Origin of the sequence: Herbiconiux gentiana, assembly GCF_024978135.1 — a bacterium.
Classification (GTDB): Bacteria; Actinomycetota; Actinomycetes; order Actinomycetales; family Microbacteriaceae; genus Herbiconiux; species Herbiconiux gentiana.
Genome location: NZ_JANTEZ010000003.1, coordinates 265,703 through 283,365, shown reverse-complemented (window position 1 = coordinate 283,365; position 17,663 = coordinate 265,703). Strand labels below are relative to the sequence as shown.

Sequence of the window (17,663 nt, the reverse complement as noted above, 5' to 3'; positions counted from 1 at the left end):
CCGGTGAGGGTACGGGGGAGTCGGCGCGGGTTCGTCAGCCGATGCGGCTCGCGCGAATCAGCGGCCCATAGCGATTGACGTCGACGTGCAGGAGTCTGCTGACGCCGTCGAGCGGCCCGCCGACGGGTGGGACGCGTGATGCCTGTGGTGCGAGAGGCCTCAGCCGCGCGTCGAGGCCGGGCTGAAGGAGGTCGTCCGCTCGGGACAGCCGTCCGATGAGTGTCCACTGCGGGCGGTCGCCCAACCCGGCTCCCGCGGCCGCGGCGGCGACCACGCCACCGATGTGCTCGCCGGCCTCGCGCCAGATGCCGGCGGACACCGCGTCACCGTCCCTGGCGGTGTCGGCGACGTCTTTCGCGAAGGACGCCACGACCGCCACGGGGGAGGGGTCGGCCGCGAGGGTGCCGGGGAAGTCGGCGACGGCGCCGAAGCGGGTCTGCAGCCGGGCGAGGAGCGCGGCCGATCCATCGGGGCGCCCGTCGGCGGCGCTGATCGCGGCGATGATGCCCCGTCGTCCGATCCACCAGCCCGAGCCCTCGTCGCCGATGAGGTACCCGACCCCGTCCACCCGGGTGGCCCCGGCCGGTCCGAGACCGAGGCCGACCATGCCGGTTCCCGCTGCGACGACGACGCCGTCCTGATCGCCCCGGGCTCCGAGGTAGGCCGTGACCGCATCGTCGGCGAGCACGATCGACGTCGTCGTCAGGGTGCGGTTCAGCTGACGCAGCACCTCGTCGACGGCGGGAACCCGACCGTGCAGGCCGGTGCTCCCCACCGCCACCGCGTCGACACGGTCCAGACCGAGAGTCCCGGCGCATTCCGTCACGATCCGGGTGATGCTGCCGAGAAGGTCCGAGCCGTAGACGAAGCCGGCGGTCTCGAGTTCCCGGCCGGGCCCGCCGTGCTGCACGACTCGGATGCGGGCCTGGGTCTGCCCGATGTCGATTGCGAAGTCGACCACTGGTTCCTCTCTACGGGTGGCAGGGCGCCGCCGGCCCGGGTTCGTTCCGTCCGCACGACTGTCGGGATCAGCCCTGGAGCTGCTCGTCGGCGATCCGGCTGCGCTCGCCGGCGATGGCGTCGACGTACCACGAGGTGATCGAGGCGGGATGGGTGATGGCCGTCCCCACGACCACCGAGTAGGCGCCGGCCTCCAGTGCCCGGCGCGCCTCGGTGGGGGTGTGGATGCGCCCCTCGGCGAAGAGCGGGACGCGGAGGCGAGCGGCGAGCGCGTTGACGAGCTCGAGGTCCGGCCCCGTGGTCCGAGGTCGTTCACCGGTGTAGCCGGCGAGCGTGGTGCCCACGATGTCGGCACCCGCGTCTTCGGCCGCCAGCCCGTCGTCGACGCTTCCCGCATCGGCCATCACCAGCACGTCCGCACGCTGCTTCAGCTCGCGGATGGTCTGCTCCAGGGTGCGCCCGTCGGGTCGTTCGCGGCGTGTCCCGTCGATCGCGACGACGTCGGCGCCGGCGTCGGCGACCGCCAGGGCGTGCGTGAGCGTCGGCGTGATGAACACCCCGTCCGAGCCGACCTTCCACAGACCGATCTGGGGAACGGCCACGCTGCGGGCGATCGCCCGGATGTCGTCGAGCCCTTGGGAGCGGATGGCCGCAGCTCCGCCGATGACCACCGACTGGGCGATCCGCGCCATCGTCTCGGAGTCTCGGAGGGGCTCGCCCGGGTAGGCCTGGCAGGAGACGATGAGGCGGCCGCGCAGGGTGTGGAGCATGGGGAGCTTTCTGTCGGGGGTCGGGTCGGACGTCATTTGTCGTCCCGGGTGACGGCCAGTTGGAAGGTGTACCGGTCGGCCCGGTACGTGGTGCGGGCGAATTCGATCAGCTGACCACGGCGCGAGGAACTGACCCGGGTCACGGAGAGCGCGGCAGAGCCCTCCGCGACGTCGAGCAGGTGACTGTCGTCGGCCGACAGGGAGATCGCCATGATCTCCTGCTCGGCTCGGAACACCTCGTACCCGGCCACGCGGAGCTGCTCGTAGAGCGACGAACCGAGGTTCAGCGACTCGGTGGGCAGCACCGTCGTCGGAAGGTAGACCTCTTCGAGCGCGATCGGGGTGTCGTCGGCCAGTCTCAGCCTTCGGATCTTCGTCACCTCGCTGGACGGGGCCAGACCGAGGGCCGACGCGACCTGGTCGGGCGCCGCTATGCGCGTCAGTTCGAGCACCCGCGAGGAGGGGGTCGATCCCCGGCTGATCATGTCCTCGGTGAACGAGGTCAGCTTGGGGGTCTTCGAGAAGATGTCGGCCGAACCGACGAAGGTGCCCGAGCCGTGGACGTTGTAGACCCGGCCCTCCTCCACGAGGACCGAGATGGCCTTCCTCACGGTCATCCGGCTCACGCCGTGGATGGCCATGAGCTCGCGTTCGGACGCCAGCGCATCGTGCGGCGAGAGGGACCGGGCGATCGATTCCCGGATGCTGGCCGCGACCTGTTCGTACTTGTGGACCACGATTCGTCCCTCCCCGCCTTCCCCGGTCATCCCTTGACCGCGCCGGAGGACAGGCCACTAACAAGGTAGCGCTGCGCGAACACGGCGAAGAGGAGCGGGGGCAGGGTGGACAGCACCGAGGCGGCGGAGATGTCGCCCCACCGGATGCCGGTGCTGGTGATGAAGTTCGCCGCGCCGAGGGTGACCGGTGTGGCGCTCGAGGTCGACAGCACCAGGGCGAACAGGTAGTCGTTCCAGCTGAAGATGAACACCAGCACCGACACGGCGACCATGGTGGGTGCCAGCAGCGGGAGCACGATCGACCCGAGCGTGCGATAGATGCTGGCACCGTCGACCGCCGCTGCCTCCTCGATCTCCTGCGGGATGTCGCCGAGGGCCGACGAGAGCAGGATGATCGCGAGCGGCAGATTGAGGAAGGTGTTCGCGGCGATCAGGCCGGGGATGGTGTCGGCGAGCCCGAGGGTCGAGAACAGGATGAAGAACGGCACGACGAAGAAGATGGCGGGAAGCAGGCGGAGTCCGGATGCGCTGCTGATGATCCACCGTCCGCCGAAGTTCAGTCGCACGATGGCGTAGGTGGCGGGAATGGCGATGACCAGGACGAGCAGCACGGTTCCCACGGCGATCATCGCCGAGTTGGCGAAGAAGCGGGGGAAGTCGTAACCCGATGCGTAGAGCACGTTCGCGTAGTGGTCGAGCGTGGGCGAGGTGGGGAGGGAGATCGGGTTCTTCGCGATCTCGCCGTCGGGCTTGAAGCTCACCAGCACCGCGTTGAGCAGCGGCACGTTGACGATCAGCGCGATGACGCCGGCGACGATCGTGAAGACCCACGCTCTGCGGTGGCCCGGAGCCTTCGCGGGTGGCCGCTCGGCCGCGGTCGTCGTCGAGTCGTTGACCAGGACGCTCATTTCTTGGCCTCCATTCCGGTCGAGGAGATACGTCGCACGATGAACGGCACGAACGGGATCAGGCACACCAGCACGACGAGCGCGGCCGCGGCGGCCTTGCCGAAGTCGCCCGACTCGAATGCGGTCTTGTAGATGTAGATGCTGAGAGTGGTGGTGCTGGTGCCCGGCCCGCCTGCGGTCAGCACGTAGATGACGTCGAAGGTCCGGATGGCGTCGATCGCACGGAGGAAGAAGGCCGCGAAGAGCACCGGCTTGAGAACGGGCACGATCACCGACGTCAGCGACCTCAGGTAACCGGCCCCGTCCATCGCGGAGGCTTCGAGGAGCTCCTTCGGAAACGACTGCAGACCCGCGTAGATGATCAGGAAGGTGAAGGGCGTCCACTGCAGCACGTCGAGCACGACGAGCAACGGGACGACGGAGTCGGGGGAGAACAGCGAGACACTGAGGCCGACGCTGTCGAGCAGTGCGGGCAGGGCGCCGATGTCGCCGTTCAGCAGCAACCGGAACATCACGCCGAGCAGAGCCGGAGCGACCATGATCGGCAGGAGGAGCAGGGTGAAGAACAGCTTCTTGCCGGGGAACGCCCGATTCATCAGCAGGGCCAGGGCGAACCCGAGCACCATCTCGATCGCGACGACGGCGGCGGAGAAGCCGAGGGTGAAGCCGGCGGCCTTCGCGAATCCGTCGCTGCGGAAGAGCGAGACGAAGTTGTCGATGCCGTTCGGTTCGTTGGACTGGTCCAGCAGGGTGCTGCTCTGGAAGGCGGTGAGTGCCCCTGAGGCGAGCGGGTAGATCACGAAGACGGCGGCGAAGAGGATGAGGGGCAGGCTCAGGATCACGGCTGCCGTGGTGCGCTTGCGGCGTTCCGTGGCAGATGATCTCGGGCGTTCGGCGACGGTGGGTGGCATCTGTGGTTCGACCTTCTGTGCAGGAGGAGACCGAGGGGCGGGCCGAGGACGGCCCGCCCCAGGGAGTCGATCAGCCGAGCAGCTCTTGCAGGTTGGCGTTGGCGGTCTCGAGTGCGTCGTCGACGTCCGTCTGGCCGACCCAGGCTCCGCTCAGGTCCTCGGCCAGCTTGCTGTAGGCCTGGAACGTCTTCGGGAAGACGGGCTCGGAGAAGCCGTTCTCGTCGATGGTCTCGGACACCTGGGCGAAGGCCGGGTTCACGGCTGCCTGGGCCTCCAGCACCTCGGGCATGGGCGGGATGCCGCCCGCCTGGGCGTACTGGGTCATCGCGTCGGTCGACGCCAGGAACGAGAGGAACTTCTTCGCGGCGGCCTTGTTCTCGCTGTACTTGTTGAGCGAGACGGCGAGCGCGTGCACGTGGGTCTTTCCGCCGGGAACCGGGGCGATCGCGATCTTTCCCGCCACGTCAGGCGACTGAGCGGGGTCGTTCAGCGCGGCGAAGGCGGCGGACCACTGGATGGCGAACGCGGTGTCGCCCGACTGCAGCGCGGCCTGCGTCTCGGGGAACTCCGCCTGGGCGCTGTCGGGGGAGGTCCAGCCGTTCTTGTAGATGTCGGCGTAGAGCTCGACGGCCTTCTTCGCGGCATCGCTCGTGAGCGCGGCCTGGCCGTCCTCCTCCCAATTGCCGCCGTAGCCCCACAGCACGTCGTTCCAGATCATCGTGTTGTAGAGGAGGTTCTTCGCCTGCAGGATGGTGCCGTACTCGGTGGGGGAATCGGGGTTCTCGCTCTTCGAGAAGTAGGCCGCCGCGACCTTGAAGTCGTCCAGGTCCCACTCGGCGGGGTCTTTCGGCGCTCGCTTCTCGCCCAGGACCGACTCGCTGACCGTCTCGTACTCGGCCTGTGCGGCCGGGTCGCTCAGCAGAGCATCGGTCAGGTCTTTGCGATAGAGCAGGAAGTGGTTGCTCACGTCGAGCGGGAGCGCGTACAGCTCGTCCTCGTAGGTGAGGCCCTCGGCCGCGACGGGGAAGTACGCCGAGGTGTCGATGTCGGTGAGCGGCTCGAGCGAGGGGGCGAACTGACCGATGTTGTACGACGCGGTGAAGTAGATGTCGACGTCGGAGGACTTCGACGCCATCAGCGCGGCCTCCTTCGAGAACGTGTCCTGCCGCGACAGCAGCGTCAACTCGACGTCCACACCGTCGTCTTCGCCTTGACCGGCGTTGTAGGCGTCGACGACCTTGCTCATCGCGTCACCCTCCGGGCCCGGCCAGGCGACCAGCTTCACGGTGCCCTCGCCGGAGCCTTCATCGCCGGCCGACCCGTTCGAGCCCGCCGAGCAGCCGGCAAGCAGCGCTGCCGACACGACCATCGCGCCGAGCGCCATTGCTTTCCTACGCATCATTCCTCCAGTGGTACGGTCCAGTTGTGGTATCTACTGTCCCATAGCAATGGCGAATTAAGCGAGCATGTAACTCAAACGAAACATTGGTACGGTCCAGTGGCTATTGGTGGCGGGCGGGCTTCCGCCAGACTGGGCCTATGACCAGCGCGAGGTATCCGATCGTCGACGTGCTGAGAACCCGGCACACCGGATACCTCCTCGTCACGTCGCTGCTCGGCCGCCTGCCCGGCGCCATGGCCGCGCTGGCGATCGTGCAGCTCGTTCGGGCGACGAGCGACGACTTCGGGTTCGCGGGACTGGTGACGGCGGTCTACGTGGTCGCCGGCGCGGTGGGGCAGCCACTTCTCGGACGACTGATCGACCGCGTCGGGCAGACGGCCGTGCTGGCGGTCAGCGGCATCCTGAGCTTTCTCGCGTTCGCGGGGATGGCGCTGGCCCTGGGGACCGCACCCGGGCTCGCCGTGGCGCTCGCCGCGGCCGCCGGGGTGTTCACACCGCCGCTCGAGCCGGCGCTGCGCGCGCTGTGGCCGCGGCTGGTGGCGCCCGGGCCGCAGCTGAAGGCGGCGTTCATCCTGGATGCCGGGGCGCAGGAGATCATCTTCATCGTCGGGCCGCTGCTCACCGTTCTGGGGATCGCGGTGTTCGGGCCGGTCGGGAACCTGCTGTTCGCGGGGGCGCTGGGCCTGGTCGGAGCGATCGCGTTCGTGCTGAACGCCGCGCCGCGCGCTGCCTCGAGGAGCCGACGCGGCGCTGGTCCCCGCCACCCGGGCGTCCGTTCGCCCATCCTGATTCCGGCGGTCGCGCGGGTCGCCGTGTTCACGTTCGGCATCGGCGTGCCGGTCGGTGCGCTGACCATCGTCGCGACGGCGTCCGAAGCGGCGCGCTCCAGCGCGGGGCTGGCGGGGTGGATGCTCGCGGTGAACGCGCTCGGAGCCCTCGTCGGGGCGACCGTCGTCGGGATCCGGCCGCTCGGTTCGACGCCGGCGCGGCTGCTCACGGTGTGCGGGGTGCTGCTCGCCGTCGGCTACCTGCCGCTCGCCGCGACGTCGCTGCCGAACGTGGCGTACCTCGTCGCCGCCGGGCTTTCGGGGCTGATGCTGCCGCCGACGCTCGGTCAGGTCTTCGAGCGGATCTCGCAACTCAGCCCGGCGGCGGCCCTCACCGAGGCGAACGGCTGGGTGGTGAGTGCGATGACGCTCGGGGTGGGGGCGGGGACGCTCGGCGCGGGGGTGGTCGTGGGGGCGAGCGGCTCGGCGGCGGTGACGTGGGTCGTGCTGGGGGCTTCGGCGCTCACGGCGGCGCTGTCACTGATCGTGCTCCCCGGCAGAGCTGAGAGCGTCCCGCTCTCGGTGGACTAGTTCCGCCCTCCGATGAAGCGACGATTCCGCGACGGCACGGGCGGATGGCCGTCTCCCGCCGCTACTCTGGTGGCATGTCGCTTCTTGATCGCATCGTCGTCGACCCGGAGGTCGTGCACGGCCGGCCCGCGGTTCGCGGCACGCGCGTTCGGGTCACCGACGTCCTGTCCCTCCTCGCCGCCGGGGCGTCCGAGGCGGAGATCCTCGATGACTACCCGTACCTCACGGCCGATGACATCAGGGCCTGTCTGGCCTACGCGGCAGCGCAGGCCGATCACCCGATCCTGCTCGCGTCCTAGTTCGTGCGCTTCCTCGTCGACGCTCAGCTTCCGCCGGCGCTCGCCCGCATGCTGACCGCCCACGGCCATCAGGCGGAACACGTCGCGGACATCGGCCCGGTCGACGTGTCCGATCGGGAGCTCTGGCTCTACGCGCTCGATCGCGGGGCGGTGCTCGTCACGAAGGACGAGGACTTTCCCGCCATGCTCGCCCTCGGGGGCGATGGGCCGGCGATCGTCTGGATCCGCGTCGGCAACACACGGCGTCAGGCCCTCATCGCGTGGTTCGAGCCGCTGATCGGCACCGTGGTCGCAACCATCGAGGCCGGCAACGGTCTCGTCGAACTCCGCTGACCGAAGCGCCGAGTCCGGGCCGCCTCAGTCGGCGGGCGGCGGGGTCGTCGCCATGTGGTCGCGCATCGGGATGAGGTTCGACAGCGGCGCGAAGTAGCCGTGGGTGGGGAGGTCGAAGGCGATGCCCTTCACCCCGACCGCCGCGAACGACGCCGCCCACTCGATGGCTGAGGGCAGCGGCATCGCGAGCAGCCGCGAGGCTTCGTCGTCGGAGAGGCCGGCGCCGAGTCCCGCGGCGCGAGCGCGGTCGCCCGTGGTGAAGGCGAAGAGCATCGGGCCCTGGGCGAGCTCGCCGGCGTACGGACCGGGCTGCTCGTCGGTGCCGCGGGCGATGAAGATCCAGCGGTCGAGGGAGTAGACGGCGCGCCAGAGGGCGTCCATCGCGGCGAAGCTGTCGGGCTGGTCGCGCAGCGCGGCGGCACGGCGGTCGATCTCACCGACCTGCTCGGGCGACGGGTCGAGGCTGGGCTGGTCGGCGTTCTCCATCCTTCTACTCTTCCACGCCGCCCTGCGTCCGGGTGAGGCCGCCTCCACCCGCCGAGTAGGGGCCGTCCGCGATCCGGTGCCGGGCGTGCCCGTCGAGCCGCGACAGGATAATTTCACGCCGGCCGTGCATCCACGCAGGCGTGCAGGCGTGCAGGCGTCCCAGTCCGCCGCGGGTGGCACGTACAGCACGGGTGGCTCGACGCCCCAGCCCGCGTCGAACAGGAAGCCCACCGCAGGGCCCACGTCAGCGGGTGCGGAGGCCGTCGAGCAGGAGGCGCACCATCGGGTTCGGCGAACCGTCGGGCGAGGGCGCGCGGTGGCTGAGGTCGCCGACGGCCTGGAGGAGCACGACGGGGTCGATCCCGGGGCGCACCGCGCCGGCGGACTCGGCGGCCTCGAGCAGCGAGGTGATGGCGGGGCCGAGCTTCGCGGTGAAGTGCGCCGGCAGCGCGTCGAACGCCGGGTCGCCCGAGTGCAGCGCGGCCGAGAGGCCCTGCTTGGTGGCGACGAAGCGGGTGAAGTGAGTGATCCAGAGGTCGAGGGCTTCGCCGGGCGGATGCTCGGCCAGCAGTTCGCCCGCCGCCGAGGCCGTGGCGTCGATCTCGGTGGTGAAGACCGCGGCCACGAGCTCGGCGCGGTTCGGGAAGTGGCGGTAGAGGGTTCCGACCCCGACTCCGGCTTCGGCGGCGATCTCGCGGGCCGGAGCGTCGACCCCTGAGCGCGCGAAGACCGTGCGCGCGGCGGTGAGGAGGGCGTCGAGGTTCTGGCGGGCATCCGCTCGCACTTTGCGTGGTTCTGTCGCTGCGGTCGACATCGAAGACCCTCTTGCGTAAGCGGAACAGCGTTCCGTATAGTGATGGACATAGCGGAACACTGTTCCGGCTCTGATCCTAACAGGAGGACCCCATGCAGTATCGACCCCTCGGCCGCACCGGAATCAAGGTCACGCCCTACGCGCTCGGCGCGATGATGCTGGGCTCGTTCGGCAATCCCGATCGCCAGGAGGGCGTGCGGATCATCCACCGCGCGCTCGAGGGCGGGATCAACTTCATCGACACGGCCGATCGGTACGGCGACTCCGAGGAAGTCGTCGGCGAGGCCCTCGTCGGCCGGCGCGACGACGTCGTGCTCGCGACGAAGTTCTGGGGGCCGGTCGACGACGACGTGAACCACCGCGGTGCGTCGCGGCGGTGGATCCGGCAGGCCGTCGAGCGCTCGCTGCGCAACCTCCGCACCGACCGAATCGACCTCTACCAGCTGCACCGCCCCGACCCCGAGACCGACATCGAGGAGACGCTCTCGGCCCTCACCGACCTCGTGCGCGAGGGAAAGGTGCTCGCGATCGGCACGTCGTCGATGCGCGGGTCGGAGATCGTCGAGGCGCAGTGGGCGGCCGAGCGCCGCGGGTTCGAGCGGTTCCGCACCGAGCAGCCGAACTACTCGATCCTCGACCGCGAGATCGAGCGCGAGATCCTGCCGGTGGCCGAGCGGTACGGCATGGGCACGCTCGTCTACAGCCCGCTCGCGGGCGGGGCGCTGACGGGGAAGTACCGGGCCGGGCAGGCCAACGAGAACTTCCGCGCGAGCACCGGCATGCGGCACTTCCACGACGAGCGGCGGCTCGGGGCCATCGAACAGCTCATCTCGCTCGCCGACGAGGCGGGCATGCCGCTGACGCACCTGGCCATGGCGTTCGCCATCGCGCATCCGGGGGTCACCTCGGCCATCGCCGGGCCGCGCACGATGGAGCAGCTCGAGGACACCCTCGCCGAGGCGGACGTCGTGCTGTCGGAGGAGCTGCTCGACCGGATCGACGCGATCGTGCCGCCCGGCGAGAGCATCGGCGCGATGGACATGGTCTACCGCGGGCCCGAGGTCGGCGACGCGTCGCTGCGACGGCGGCCGCCGGCAGCGCGGTCGGCGAGCTAACGCTGCGGTCGGCGCGCTAGCGGCGCGCGTCCCACTCGTCGAGCCACGCGTGCACCGCGTTCCAGTGCGGGGCGTCGGGCGCGATGGCGTCGAGGTGGGGCAGCGAGTCGAGTTCGAGAACGGATGCCCGCCCGCCCGCAGCCCGCGTGGCCTCCGCGTAGGCGCGGGAGTGGGCGACCGGCACCCGATCGTCGTCCCGCCCGTGCACGATCAGCACCTCGGCCGGCGACGGCTCGCGGGCGAGCGGCGACGCCTCGGCGTAGACCTCGGGCAGCTCGGCGGGCGAGCCCCGGAGGAACTCCGCGACCGCGTCGCCGCCGTTCCCTTCCGCGTAGGCGCGAGCGAGGTCGGTGACCGGCGCCAGCGCCACCACCGCATCCCCGGCCTCGCCGCCGAGGAGCGCGAGCTGCCCGCCGACGGAGTGGCCGACGAGGGTCACCTCCGAGAAGGGGCCCGCCGAGCGGATCGCTGCCAGCCCCGCCGCCAGGTCGTCCTTTAGTGCGGCCCACCCGTCTGCGGCGCGGCGGTACTCGAGGTTGGCGACCGTCCAGCCGCGGGACGTGAACGGCGACACGAGGGGGAGCATGAGGTCGGCCGTGTAGCGGGCACGCCAATAGCCCCCGTGGATCAGGACCGCGGTGCCCTGCGCCGGAGCATCCGGAGACCACCACTCGACCCACTGGTCGGGATGCGGCCCGTAGCGCTCGAGCCGGCCGCCCGTCACGCGCCCTCGACGGTGCCCGGCGCCAGGAAGTCGACGCCGTTGAGGGCCGAGAGTCGCACGACCTCCTCGGGGTCGGTGACGTCGTGCAGCAGGCTGAACAGGTTCGCGAGCTTGCCGCCGGGGCTGACCCAGAACAGCGACTTCGCGTCGGACTCCTGCTTGTTGTAGTAGGCGTGCGGCAGGTTGCGGGGCATCTGCACGAGGTCGCCGGGGCCGGCGGTGGTCCACTGGCCGTCGAGGTAGAGGGTGTAGACGCCCTCGAAGACGTAGATGAACTCGTCCTGGGTCGAATGCACGTGGGGAGGCACTCCCGTGCCGGCCGGGTCGTGCGACAGCCACGAATAGGTCGACGCGCTCTCGATCTTCGTCGTGTAGGTGTGGCCGAGCACGTTCCAGACGCGGCCGTTGAAGGCCTCGTCGGCGCGCACGATCCCTGCGGGCAGGTCTCCCAGGATGATCTCGTCAGCGCTCACGGTCGTACTCCTTCGTCGGGGATGCGGGTCGTGCCAGTGTGCCCGACGGGGCGCTCGATTGCACGGAAATGTCGCCCGAGGCGCTGATGACAGTCAGCCGGTCTCGCGGGGCGTCCGGTCGGGGTCCGGTGGACATCGGGGCGCGGGCCTATTCAGAATCAGTCCCACGGCGAGGAGCGCCGTCCCGAGGGGTGCCGCAATGTTCTCGAGAACCCGGACCCCTAGCTCGACCGCGACGAGATACTCCTGGCCCCCGGACGTGTTCGCGTCGAGCATCGCGTAAGCGAGTGCGGGCAGGGTGACGGTCACGACGGCGGACAGCACGATCAGTGCCGCACCGGCGATCAGGTACCGATTTCCGACCTTCATGCAGACCTCCTGGACTGTGCACAGATCGCTGGAACCACTTGAGGACCTCCTCGGTTTCAGACATCCTTCGCAGTAACTGATGATCCCTCAGTATAAAATCAGCGAAGGAGAAGCTGTGACCAAACGAATTGAGATTCGCGCTCGACGGGGTAATCTCACCGCGATCGGCATACTGACGCTGGTGCTCTACTCAGCGCTGGCCCCGTCGTCACACGCGTCGGCGGCGGACCTCGAGGAAAAGCTGCAGTCGCCGGCGGCGAGCCAGGAGTCGCCATCCGGCCCACTCGATGAAGACACTTATGCCGGTCCGGTCCTCATTGCGACGACGGAAGGCGACGTCTACGTCGTCGTTCAAGCCGGTGAACTGATGACTGTCGCCGCGCAGGTGCGGGCGGAGGTGGCAGCCGGGACGCTCGACCCGAGAGAGCTCGCCGACGAGACCAAGGAGTTGAGGGCCGGCGGATGTCGCGACTGGGCGAACGCGGTGGCGAGCCCATTCGGATACGCCGCGTCGACCAATGGGTGCGCGGTGATCGGGTATCCCGGCTACACGCGAACCTACAACTGGAACAACGGTTCGGACGTGCAGATCTGCGTGCAGGCCAAGGCCTTCACGAGCCCCGGAGTTCAGAGCTGGTCGTCGATCGGCTGTCAGGGCAATCGGGACTTCGCGGTCGCGTGGGGCAATACCTTCGCTCACAATCAGGTCCGCGGGCGCTCACTGTCCGGCGCGACCGGCGCCTCCTACATCTGGTGGGACTGATCGGCATTCGAAAGGGTGAGTATCGACGGGGGTGCCCGGATGCGGACATGTCCGGAAGAGGGTCTGGTCGGCGGGGCCCGCGCTGCCGGAGAGTGAGGGGATGCCCGAAGCGCCCCGCGACGAACCGACGTCGCTCTCCGATCTGTTCGCGATCTTCTCGCACCGGGCGACGGATGGCCGCTCCGCCGGTGTCTCGCGACGCACGCTCCTCGGCGCGGCCTGGTCGGCCCCCGTCATCGCCGCCGCGGTCGCCGCACCGCTCGCGGCCGCCAGCACGACCCAGCCTGACGCGTCGCTGTACTGGTCGGAGGCCGAGGGCATCCAGGGGCAGCCCTCGGTGCTCACCCTCTCGGTGCCCGCCGGGTCGCCCGGCATCGGCAGCACAGGGACGATCGTGCTGCAGATCCAGAACTACGGCCCCATCCCCGACACGATCGCCTCGGGGCGCTGGACCTGGACGCCGAACTTCGGGGCGTCCAACGGGATCCTCGCGTCACCCCTGGGAGGTGTGACGGGGGGTACGAGAGCCTTCACCGTCGACGAGTGGGGTGAACTCTCCGGCCCCTACACGGTCGTCGCCACCTACACGAACGACCAGGAGCCGGGGTCGCTGACCGCGACCATCACGGTCGGTTTCGGGCCCGAGCCGACGCTCGAGTGGATCCCGGATCCCGCGGAATTCGGCACGACGACGACGCTGAGGGTCACCGTGCCCGAGCATTCGTACGCGATCGGGCGACGGGCTGTCGTCGCCGACCTCAACCAGTTCCCGCCTCCCTTCCAGACCCCGCCGTTCCCGGCCGGCACGACCGTCGTCGCGGCGCCGGGCTGGGTGGAGACCGAAGATCCCCAAACCGGCCAGTCGGGTTTCATCTTCGAGTCACTTGTGGCGGGCGTCTACGACTTCGCCTACACGCTCGGCGCGGGCAGCACCGCCGTGTCGCCCGGCGTGGTGCTGGCCGTCGGCTTCGGCATCCCGGTGCAGGCCACCCTGAGCATCGTCCCCGCCTGAGCGAACCCCGCCCGCCCGGCGTGAGCCCCGCCCCGCTCCGCGTGAACCCGCGCCCCGCCATAATGGTGGGCATGGAGGCGGATGCGGTCGGGACCATCGTGTGGATCGTCTCGTTCGTCGTCGTCACGGTCGCAGTCACCGGGGTGGCCGGGCGGGTGGGCTGGTCGGCGCCGGTCGCGCTGGTGGCCGTCGGCGCCATCGTGTCCTTCATCCCCGGGGTGCCGACGATCGCGGTCGAGCCCGACCTCATCCTCTACGGGCTGCTGCCGCCGCTGCTGTTCGCGGCGGCCATCCGCACCTCGTTCGCCGACGTGCGGGCGAGGCGCGACGGCATCCTGCTGCTCTCGGTCGGCCTCGTGGTGTTCACCGTCGTCACGGTGGGGCTCACGGCCTGGCTGATCATCCCCGCGATCTCGCTGGCGGCGGCGTTCGCGTTCGGCGCGGTCGTGGCACCGACGGACGCGGTGGCCGTGACCGCGGTCGCCGGCCGGCTCAAGCTGCCCCGCCGCCTCGTCACCGTGCTCGAGGGCGAGAGCCTGCTCAACGACGCCACCGCGCTGGTGGCCCTGAACGCCGCCATCGCGGCGATCGTCAGCGCCAACACGCCGGGCGCCGAGCCGCTGACGCCGTGGGGCATCATCCTCGAGTTCGTCGTCGCGGTGGCCGTGGGGGTCGGGGTCGGGTTCGGCGTGGGCTGGGTGTTCGCGCTGATCCGCAAGCAGTTGCGCTCCCCGGTGCTCGACACGAGCCTGTCGCTGATCACGCCGTTCGTGGCGTTCATCCCGGCCCAGTTCCTGCACGGGTCGGGGGTGCTGGCCGTGGTGGTCGCCGGCCTCTACCTCGGCTACAAGGCGCCCGTCATCCAGACCGCCGAGTCGCGCATCGCCGAGTCGCTGAACTGGCGCACCATCCAGTTCCTGCTCGAGAACGCGGTGTTCCTGTTCATCGGTCTCAGCCTCTTCGGCATCTTCCAGGGGGTGGCGAACAGCGGCCCCGGGCTGTGGCCGACCGTGGTCATCTCGGTCGTGCTGCTGCTGGCGATCTTCCTGTCGCGCTTCGCCTGGATGATGCTCACCACCACCGTCTACCGCTTCGGCCCGCAGTGGCTGCGCAACCGCGGCTGGAGCTACCGCACGGGCACGGCGGTCGCCTTCGCGGGCATCCGCGGGGTGGTCACCCTGGCCGCGGTCTTCCTGTTGCCGGAGGAGACCCCCGAGCGGTCGTTCCTGCAGTTCCTGGCCTTCGTGGTCGTGGTGGGCACGCTCGTCGAGGGGGCGTTCCTGCCGTTCGTCATCCGCCGGCTGAAGCTGCCGCCGCCCGACTTCTCGCAGGAGATGACCGAGGTGCACATGCTGATGGCCGAGGCGCAGGGCCAGGGCCTCGCGCGCCTCGAGAGCGAGGTCACCGACTCCGACGAGCAGCGGGTGGTCGACCGTCTGCGCCTGAACGCCACCTTCTTGACGGATGCCCTCGAGAACCCCGCACCGGAGGGCAGCGAGCCCCCGGCGCGCGCCTACAACCGCCTGCGCCGCATCATGATCGAGGCCGAACGCGAGGCCGTGCTGCAGGCGCGCTCGGAGGGCCGCTACCAGGAGCGGGCCGTGAAGTCGGTGCTCGCCAAGATCGATGTCGAGGAGACCGAGCTCAACATCGGCAAGCCCCGCAAGGGAGAATAGGCGGGAGCAGGTGACCGGCTAGCGCCGCTCGGCCACGAACCCCTCGATGAACGTCGCGGTGTCGTGCCAGCTGTGCACGGCCACGGTGTCGATGCCCATCGCCTTGACCGGGTAGTCGTTGCCGCCCTCGTCGAGGCGGTCGCCGACGAAGAGCATGTCGCTCTGCGCGATGCCGGTCAGCTCGGCGAGACGGTTCATTCCGTAGGCCTTGTCGATGCCCTTGCGGGTGATGTCGACCGAGGTCGATCCGCCCGAGCGCACCTCGAGCTCGGGCAGCAGCGCCGCGACGGCGGCCCGGAGGCGCTCCTTCTTCTCGCCCGTCGGGTCCCAGGCCGACTTGATGTCGACGGGCGCCGCCTGGCCGAGGGCCGAGAAGGTGATCTGCGAGCCGCGGTCCTCGAGTACGGGGCCGTAGGTCTCGGTCTCCCAGAGGCCCAGGCGCTTCGCCTCGGACTCGAGCGCCGCCTGCGCCTCGGCCTTCTGCTCGTCGGTGAGGTTCTCGGCGTAGACCTGCGTCCAGCCGTCGTTCTCGTAGCGGTAGTACTGGGTGCCGCAGGTGGGCATGAGGTGCAGGCGCGCGAGCTTGTCGCCGGCCGACGCGGGCAGGTTCGCCACGAGCTGCGACTCGAACTGGCCGAACTGGCCGCCCGAGATGACGCACACGGGAACGACGTCCAGCAGCTCGACGAGCAGCTCCGCCATGCGCGGATCGAGGGGCGCCTTCGAGGGCGCGAGCGTGTCGTCGAGGTCGAAGGCGACCAGGCGGACGTTCGTCGTCAAGCGGAGTTCTCCTCTGTCGGCCGCCGGTGCGGCGGGGCGGTGGGGGTTCCAGGCGAGGCTAGCAGGTCGTCTATCCGCTCGGCGGGCACCGGCTCCGAGATCAGGAAGCCCTGCACGCTGGTGCAGCCCATCTCCGCGAGCAGCCGTCGGTGCTCCTCGGTCTCGACACCCTCCGCGACGGTCTCGCTGCCGAGATCGCCCGCCAGGGCGATGGTCGAGCGCACCAGTGACCGGGCCCGCGGGTCGTCGCTCAGGGCCGCCACGAAGCTGCGGTCGATCTTGACCTCGTCGACCGGGACGTCGTGCAGCGCGATCAGGGAGTTGTAGCCCGTGCCGAAGTCGTCGAGCGAGATGCGCACCCCCGCGGAGCGGAGCGGTTCGATCCGGCGCCGGGCCGCCTCGGGGTCGGCGACGAGCGACTGCTCGGTGATTTCGAGCGTGAGCGTCGAGGGGGGCAGCGAGCGGAGCCCGAGCGCCGGCAGCACCTCGTGCACGGCCCGGGCATCCTGAAGCCACTCGGCGGTGATGTTGACGGCGACGCCCACGGGTGTGCCGCGACGGCGCCAGCGGGTGGCATCGTCGAGGGCGTGGTTCAGGATGCTCGAGGTCCACTCCCGCAGCACCCCCGCCTCCGCGAGCAGCGGCACGAACTCCGCCGGGCCGACGAGGCCCCGGGTCGGATGGTTCCAGCGCACCAGCGCCTCGACCCCGTCGATGCGGCCGGTCGAGAGCCGCAGCTTCGGCTGGTAGACGAGCACGAGCTGCTCGTGACTCGCGGGGGAGCGCAGCTCGCGCACGAGGCGCTGACGCCGGCCCGTCGCCCCCACCCCCGGCAGAGCCCCGCGGCGGAGGGCGACCGAGAGCACCGTGGTGAGCAGCGCGCCCATGGCGAGCGCCACCGCGATGACCGACCCGTCGACGATCGGTGCCGCGACGAGCACGACGAGGGCGCCGGCCATCGACACGATGGACAACGTGGTGCCGGCCCGGGTCGTCGATGCCCGCCGGGGCGCGGCGACGGGGCGGGCGGTGATCGCGCAGACCCAGAGCGCGATCAGGAACGACCCGGCGATCCACACGGCGTCGAGCGGGGTGCCCGCCCGGTACCCGTCGCTCGGCAGCTGCAGGGCGAGCACCGTGTCGGCGAAGGCGAAGAGCAGCAGCGCCCCGGCCAGGATGCGCCACTGACCCCCCACGCCGTCGGAGGCGCCGATGGCCACGATGGTGGCCACGAGCAGCAGGTCGAACAGCGGGTAGACGGCCGAGAGCACGAACTCCGCGGTGCCCACCCCGTCGAGCGCCGCGTCGAGCACCGGGCTGAGGGCGAGCGCGAGCAGCGCCGCCAGCCCGAAGGAGGTGATGACCAGGTCGAAGACCACCGCTGCCGTCGGGGCCACGAGGTGACGGCGGGCCAGCGCCGAGACCGCGACGTAGAGCAGCAGGTAGAACGCGAGGTAGGCCGCGTCGGGCCAGGCCGGGAACGGCACGGCGCCGCTGAGGTCGGCGACCGCGATCGAGAGCGTGTCGCCCAGCACCGTCGCGGCCAATGCTGCCGTGGCCAGGGCGGGCGCGATCCGGCCGCCGCGGCTGAACACCACCGCGGTGGCGGCGGCGAGCACGGCCACCCACTCGCCGCCGAGCGACAGCACGGCCTCGAGCAGCGGATGCACGCCCGGCACGGCGAGCACCACGACCGACGCCACCAGCAGCAGCGCAGCGACGAGCAGCAGCAAGCGAACCGGCAGGCGCCCGCGGGCCCGGGCCACGGGGGCA

Annotated in this window: 20 protein-coding genes; 7 read left to right on the top strand and 13 right to left on the bottom strand. The window is 70.3% G+C overall.

The window, feature by feature from the left end; translation table 11 throughout:
• Window positions 1-34 precede the first annotated feature (34 nt).
• From NVV95_RS08375 to NVV95_RS08350, 6 genes are all read right to left on the bottom strand, one after another.
• Window positions 35-961 carry an N-acetylglucosamine kinase gene (locus tag NVV95_RS08375; protein WP_259486092.1) on the bottom strand — a complete coding sequence of 309 codons (927 nt, stop codon included), beginning with the start codon at window positions 959-961 and terminating at the stop codon, window positions 35-37.
• Between the two features lie 67 nt (window positions 962-1,028).
• Window positions 1,029-1,730, bottom strand: a complete 702-nt coding sequence (locus NVV95_RS08370) for an N-acetylmannosamine-6-phosphate 2-epimerase (RefSeq protein WP_259486091.1) — start codon at window positions 1,728-1,730, stop codon at window positions 1,029-1,031.
• Window positions 1,731-1,762: 32 nt separating this feature from the next.
• A complete protein-coding gene (locus NVV95_RS08365) occupies window positions 1,763-2,467 on the bottom strand; it encodes a GntR family transcriptional regulator (protein ID WP_259486090.1) in 705 nt (234 codons plus the stop codon).
• Between the two features lie 26 nt (window positions 2,468-2,493).
• Window positions 2,494-3,375 carry a carbohydrate ABC transporter permease gene (locus NVV95_RS08360; RefSeq protein ID WP_259486089.1) on the bottom strand — a complete coding sequence of 294 codons (882 nt, stop codon included), beginning with the start codon at window positions 3,373-3,375 and terminating at the stop codon, window positions 2,494-2,496.
• Entirely contained in the window at window positions 3,372-4,286 is a 915-nt protein-coding gene (locus tag NVV95_RS08355; RefSeq protein WP_259486088.1) for a carbohydrate ABC transporter permease, read from the bottom strand. Before NVV95_RS08355 ends, NVV95_RS08360 begins: the two co-directional genes overlap by 4 nt.
• 70 nt (window positions 4,287-4,356) lie before the next feature.
• The gene (locus NVV95_RS08350; protein ID WP_259486087.1) at window positions 4,357-5,670 is read right to left on the bottom strand and encodes an ABC transporter substrate-binding protein; all 1,314 of its coding nucleotides are present in this window, start codon (window positions 5,668-5,670) and stop codon (window positions 4,357-4,359) included.
• A gap of 155 nt (window positions 5,671-5,825) precedes the next feature.
• Here NVV95_RS08350 and NVV95_RS08345 point away from each other — a divergent pair, with 155 nt between their 5' ends.
• The 3 genes from NVV95_RS08345 (at window position 5,826) to NVV95_RS08335 (ending at window position 7,678) form a co-directional block, all read left to right on the top strand.
• A complete protein-coding gene (locus tag NVV95_RS08345) occupies window positions 5,826-7,046 on the top strand; it encodes an MFS transporter (protein ID WP_259486086.1) in 1,221 nt (406 codons plus the stop codon).
• Window positions 7,047-7,120: 74 nt separating this feature from the next.
• Window positions 7,121-7,345 (top strand): DUF433 domain-containing protein, encoded by a 225-nt coding sequence (locus NVV95_RS08340; RefSeq protein ID WP_259486085.1) that lies wholly within the window; start codon window positions 7,121-7,123, stop codon window positions 7,343-7,345.
• Between the two features lie 3 nt (window positions 7,346-7,348).
• A complete protein-coding gene (locus tag NVV95_RS08335) occupies window positions 7,349-7,678 on the top strand; it encodes a DUF5615 family PIN-like protein (protein WP_259486084.1) in 330 nt (109 codons plus the stop codon).
• Between the two features lie 24 nt (window positions 7,679-7,702).
• On the opposite strand, the gene NVV95_RS08330 is transcribed toward NVV95_RS08335, so the two are convergent.
• Together NVV95_RS08330 and NVV95_RS08325 are read right to left on the bottom strand one after the other, a co-directional pair.
• Window positions 7,703-8,164 (bottom strand): hypothetical protein, encoded by a 462-nt coding sequence (locus NVV95_RS08330; protein WP_259486083.1) that lies wholly within the window; start codon window positions 8,162-8,164, stop codon window positions 7,703-7,705.
• Window positions 8,165-8,408: 244 nt separating this feature from the next.
• A complete protein-coding gene (locus NVV95_RS08325) occupies window positions 8,409-8,978 on the bottom strand; it encodes a TetR/AcrR family transcriptional regulator (protein WP_259486082.1) in 570 nt (189 codons plus the stop codon).
• 92 nt (window positions 8,979-9,070) lie between these two features.
• On the opposite strand from NVV95_RS08325, the gene NVV95_RS08320 reads away from it, so the two are divergent.
• Entirely contained in the window at window positions 9,071-10,093 is a 1,023-nt protein-coding gene (locus NVV95_RS08320; RefSeq protein ID WP_259486081.1) for an aldo/keto reductase, read from the top strand.
• 16 nt (window positions 10,094-10,109) lie between these two features.
• Here the strand turns inward: NVV95_RS08320 and NVV95_RS08315 are convergent, their stop codons facing one another.
• The 3 genes from NVV95_RS08315 to NVV95_RS08305 form a co-directional block, all read right to left on the bottom strand.
• The gene (locus tag NVV95_RS08315; protein WP_259486080.1) at window positions 10,110-10,817 is read right to left on the bottom strand and encodes an alpha/beta hydrolase family protein; all 708 of its coding nucleotides are present in this window, start codon (window positions 10,815-10,817) and stop codon (window positions 10,110-10,112) included.
• Window positions 10,814-11,290, bottom strand: a complete 477-nt coding sequence (locus tag NVV95_RS08310; RefSeq protein ID WP_259486079.1) for a cupin domain-containing protein — start codon at window positions 11,288-11,290, stop codon at window positions 10,814-10,816. Before NVV95_RS08310 ends, NVV95_RS08315 begins: the two co-directional genes overlap by 4 nt.
• Window positions 11,291-11,383: 93 nt before the next feature.
• Window positions 11,384-11,659, bottom strand: a complete 276-nt coding sequence (locus tag NVV95_RS08305; RefSeq protein ID WP_259486078.1) for a hypothetical protein — start codon at window positions 11,657-11,659, stop codon at window positions 11,384-11,386.
• 115 nt (window positions 11,660-11,774) lie between these two features.
• On the opposite strand from NVV95_RS08305, the gene NVV95_RS08300 reads away from it, so the two are divergent.
• The 3 genes from NVV95_RS08300 (at window position 11,775) to NVV95_RS08290 (ending at window position 15,110) form a co-directional block, all read left to right on the top strand.
• Window positions 11,775-12,422: a hypothetical protein gene (locus NVV95_RS08300; protein ID WP_259486077.1), complete on the top strand. Its 648-nt coding sequence runs from the start codon at window positions 11,775-11,777 to the stop codon at window positions 12,420-12,422.
• Between the two features lie 100 nt (window positions 12,423-12,522).
• The gene (locus NVV95_RS08295; protein ID WP_259486076.1) at window positions 12,523-13,434 is read left to right on the top strand and encodes a hypothetical protein; all 912 of its coding nucleotides are present in this window, start codon (window positions 12,523-12,525) and stop codon (window positions 13,432-13,434) included.
• Window positions 13,435-13,505: 71 nt separating this feature from the next.
• Entirely contained in the window at window positions 13,506-15,110 is a 1,605-nt protein-coding gene (locus NVV95_RS08290; RefSeq protein WP_259486075.1) for a cation:proton antiporter, read from the top strand.
• Window positions 15,111-15,128: 18 nt separating this feature from the next.
• Here the strand turns inward: NVV95_RS08290 and NVV95_RS08285 are convergent, their stop codons facing one another.
• On the bottom strand, window positions 15,129-15,890 hold the full coding sequence (locus NVV95_RS08285) for an HAD-IIB family hydrolase (RefSeq protein ID WP_259486074.1): 762 nt from the start codon (window positions 15,888-15,890) through the stop codon (window positions 15,129-15,131).
• Window positions 15,887-17,656, bottom strand: a complete 1,770-nt coding sequence (locus NVV95_RS08280; protein WP_259486073.1) for an EAL domain-containing protein — start codon at window positions 17,654-17,656, stop codon at window positions 15,887-15,889. Before NVV95_RS08280 ends, NVV95_RS08285 begins: the two co-directional genes overlap by 4 nt.
• Window positions 17,657-17,663: the final 7 nt, after the last annotated feature.

What these genes read in the sequence shown, in the direction of transcription:
- NVV95_RS08345 (WP_259486086.1), top strand. Translation starts at nt 5,826, where the DNA reads ATGACCAGCGCGAGGTATCCGATCGTCGACGTGCTGAGAACCCGGCAC.
- NVV95_RS08355 (WP_259486088.1), bottom strand. Translation starts at nt 4,286, where the DNA reads ATGCCACCCACCGTCGCCGAACGCCCGAGATCATCTGCCACGGAACGC.
- NVV95_RS08305 (WP_259486078.1), bottom strand. Translation starts at nt 11,659, where the DNA reads ATGAAGGTCGGAAATCGGTACCTGATCGCCGGTGCGGCACTGATCGTG.
- NVV95_RS08340 (WP_259486085.1), top strand. Translation starts at nt 7,121, where the DNA reads ATGTCGCTTCTTGATCGCATCGTCGTCGACCCGGAGGTCGTGCACGGC.
- NVV95_RS08290 (WP_259486075.1), top strand. Translation starts at nt 13,506, where the DNA reads ATGGAGGCGGATGCGGTCGGGACCATCGTGTGGATCGTCTCGTTCGTC.
- NVV95_RS08360 (WP_259486089.1), bottom strand. Translation starts at nt 3,375, where the DNA reads ATGAGCGTCCTGGTCAACGACTCGACGACGACCGCGGCCGAGCGGCCA.
- NVV95_RS08295 (WP_259486076.1), top strand. Translation starts at nt 12,523, where the DNA reads ATGCCCGAAGCGCCCCGCGACGAACCGACGTCGCTCTCCGATCTGTTC.
- NVV95_RS08320 (WP_259486081.1), top strand. Translation starts at nt 9,071, where the DNA reads ATGCAGTATCGACCCCTCGGCCGCACCGGAATCAAGGTCACGCCCTAC.
- NVV95_RS08330 (WP_259486083.1), bottom strand. Translation starts at nt 8,164, where the DNA reads ATGGAGAACGCCGACCAGCCCAGCCTCGACCCGTCGCCCGAGCAGGTC.
- NVV95_RS08370 (WP_259486091.1), bottom strand. Translation starts at nt 1,730, where the DNA reads ATGCTCCACACCCTGCGCGGCCGCCTCATCGTCTCCTGCCAGGCCTAC.
- NVV95_RS08350 (WP_259486087.1), bottom strand. Translation starts at nt 5,670, where the DNA reads ATGGCGCTCGGCGCGATGGTCGTGTCGGCAGCGCTGCTTGCCGGCTGC.
- NVV95_RS08325 (WP_259486082.1), bottom strand. Translation starts at nt 8,978, where the DNA reads ATGTCGACCGCAGCGACAGAACCACGCAAAGTGCGAGCGGATGCCCGC.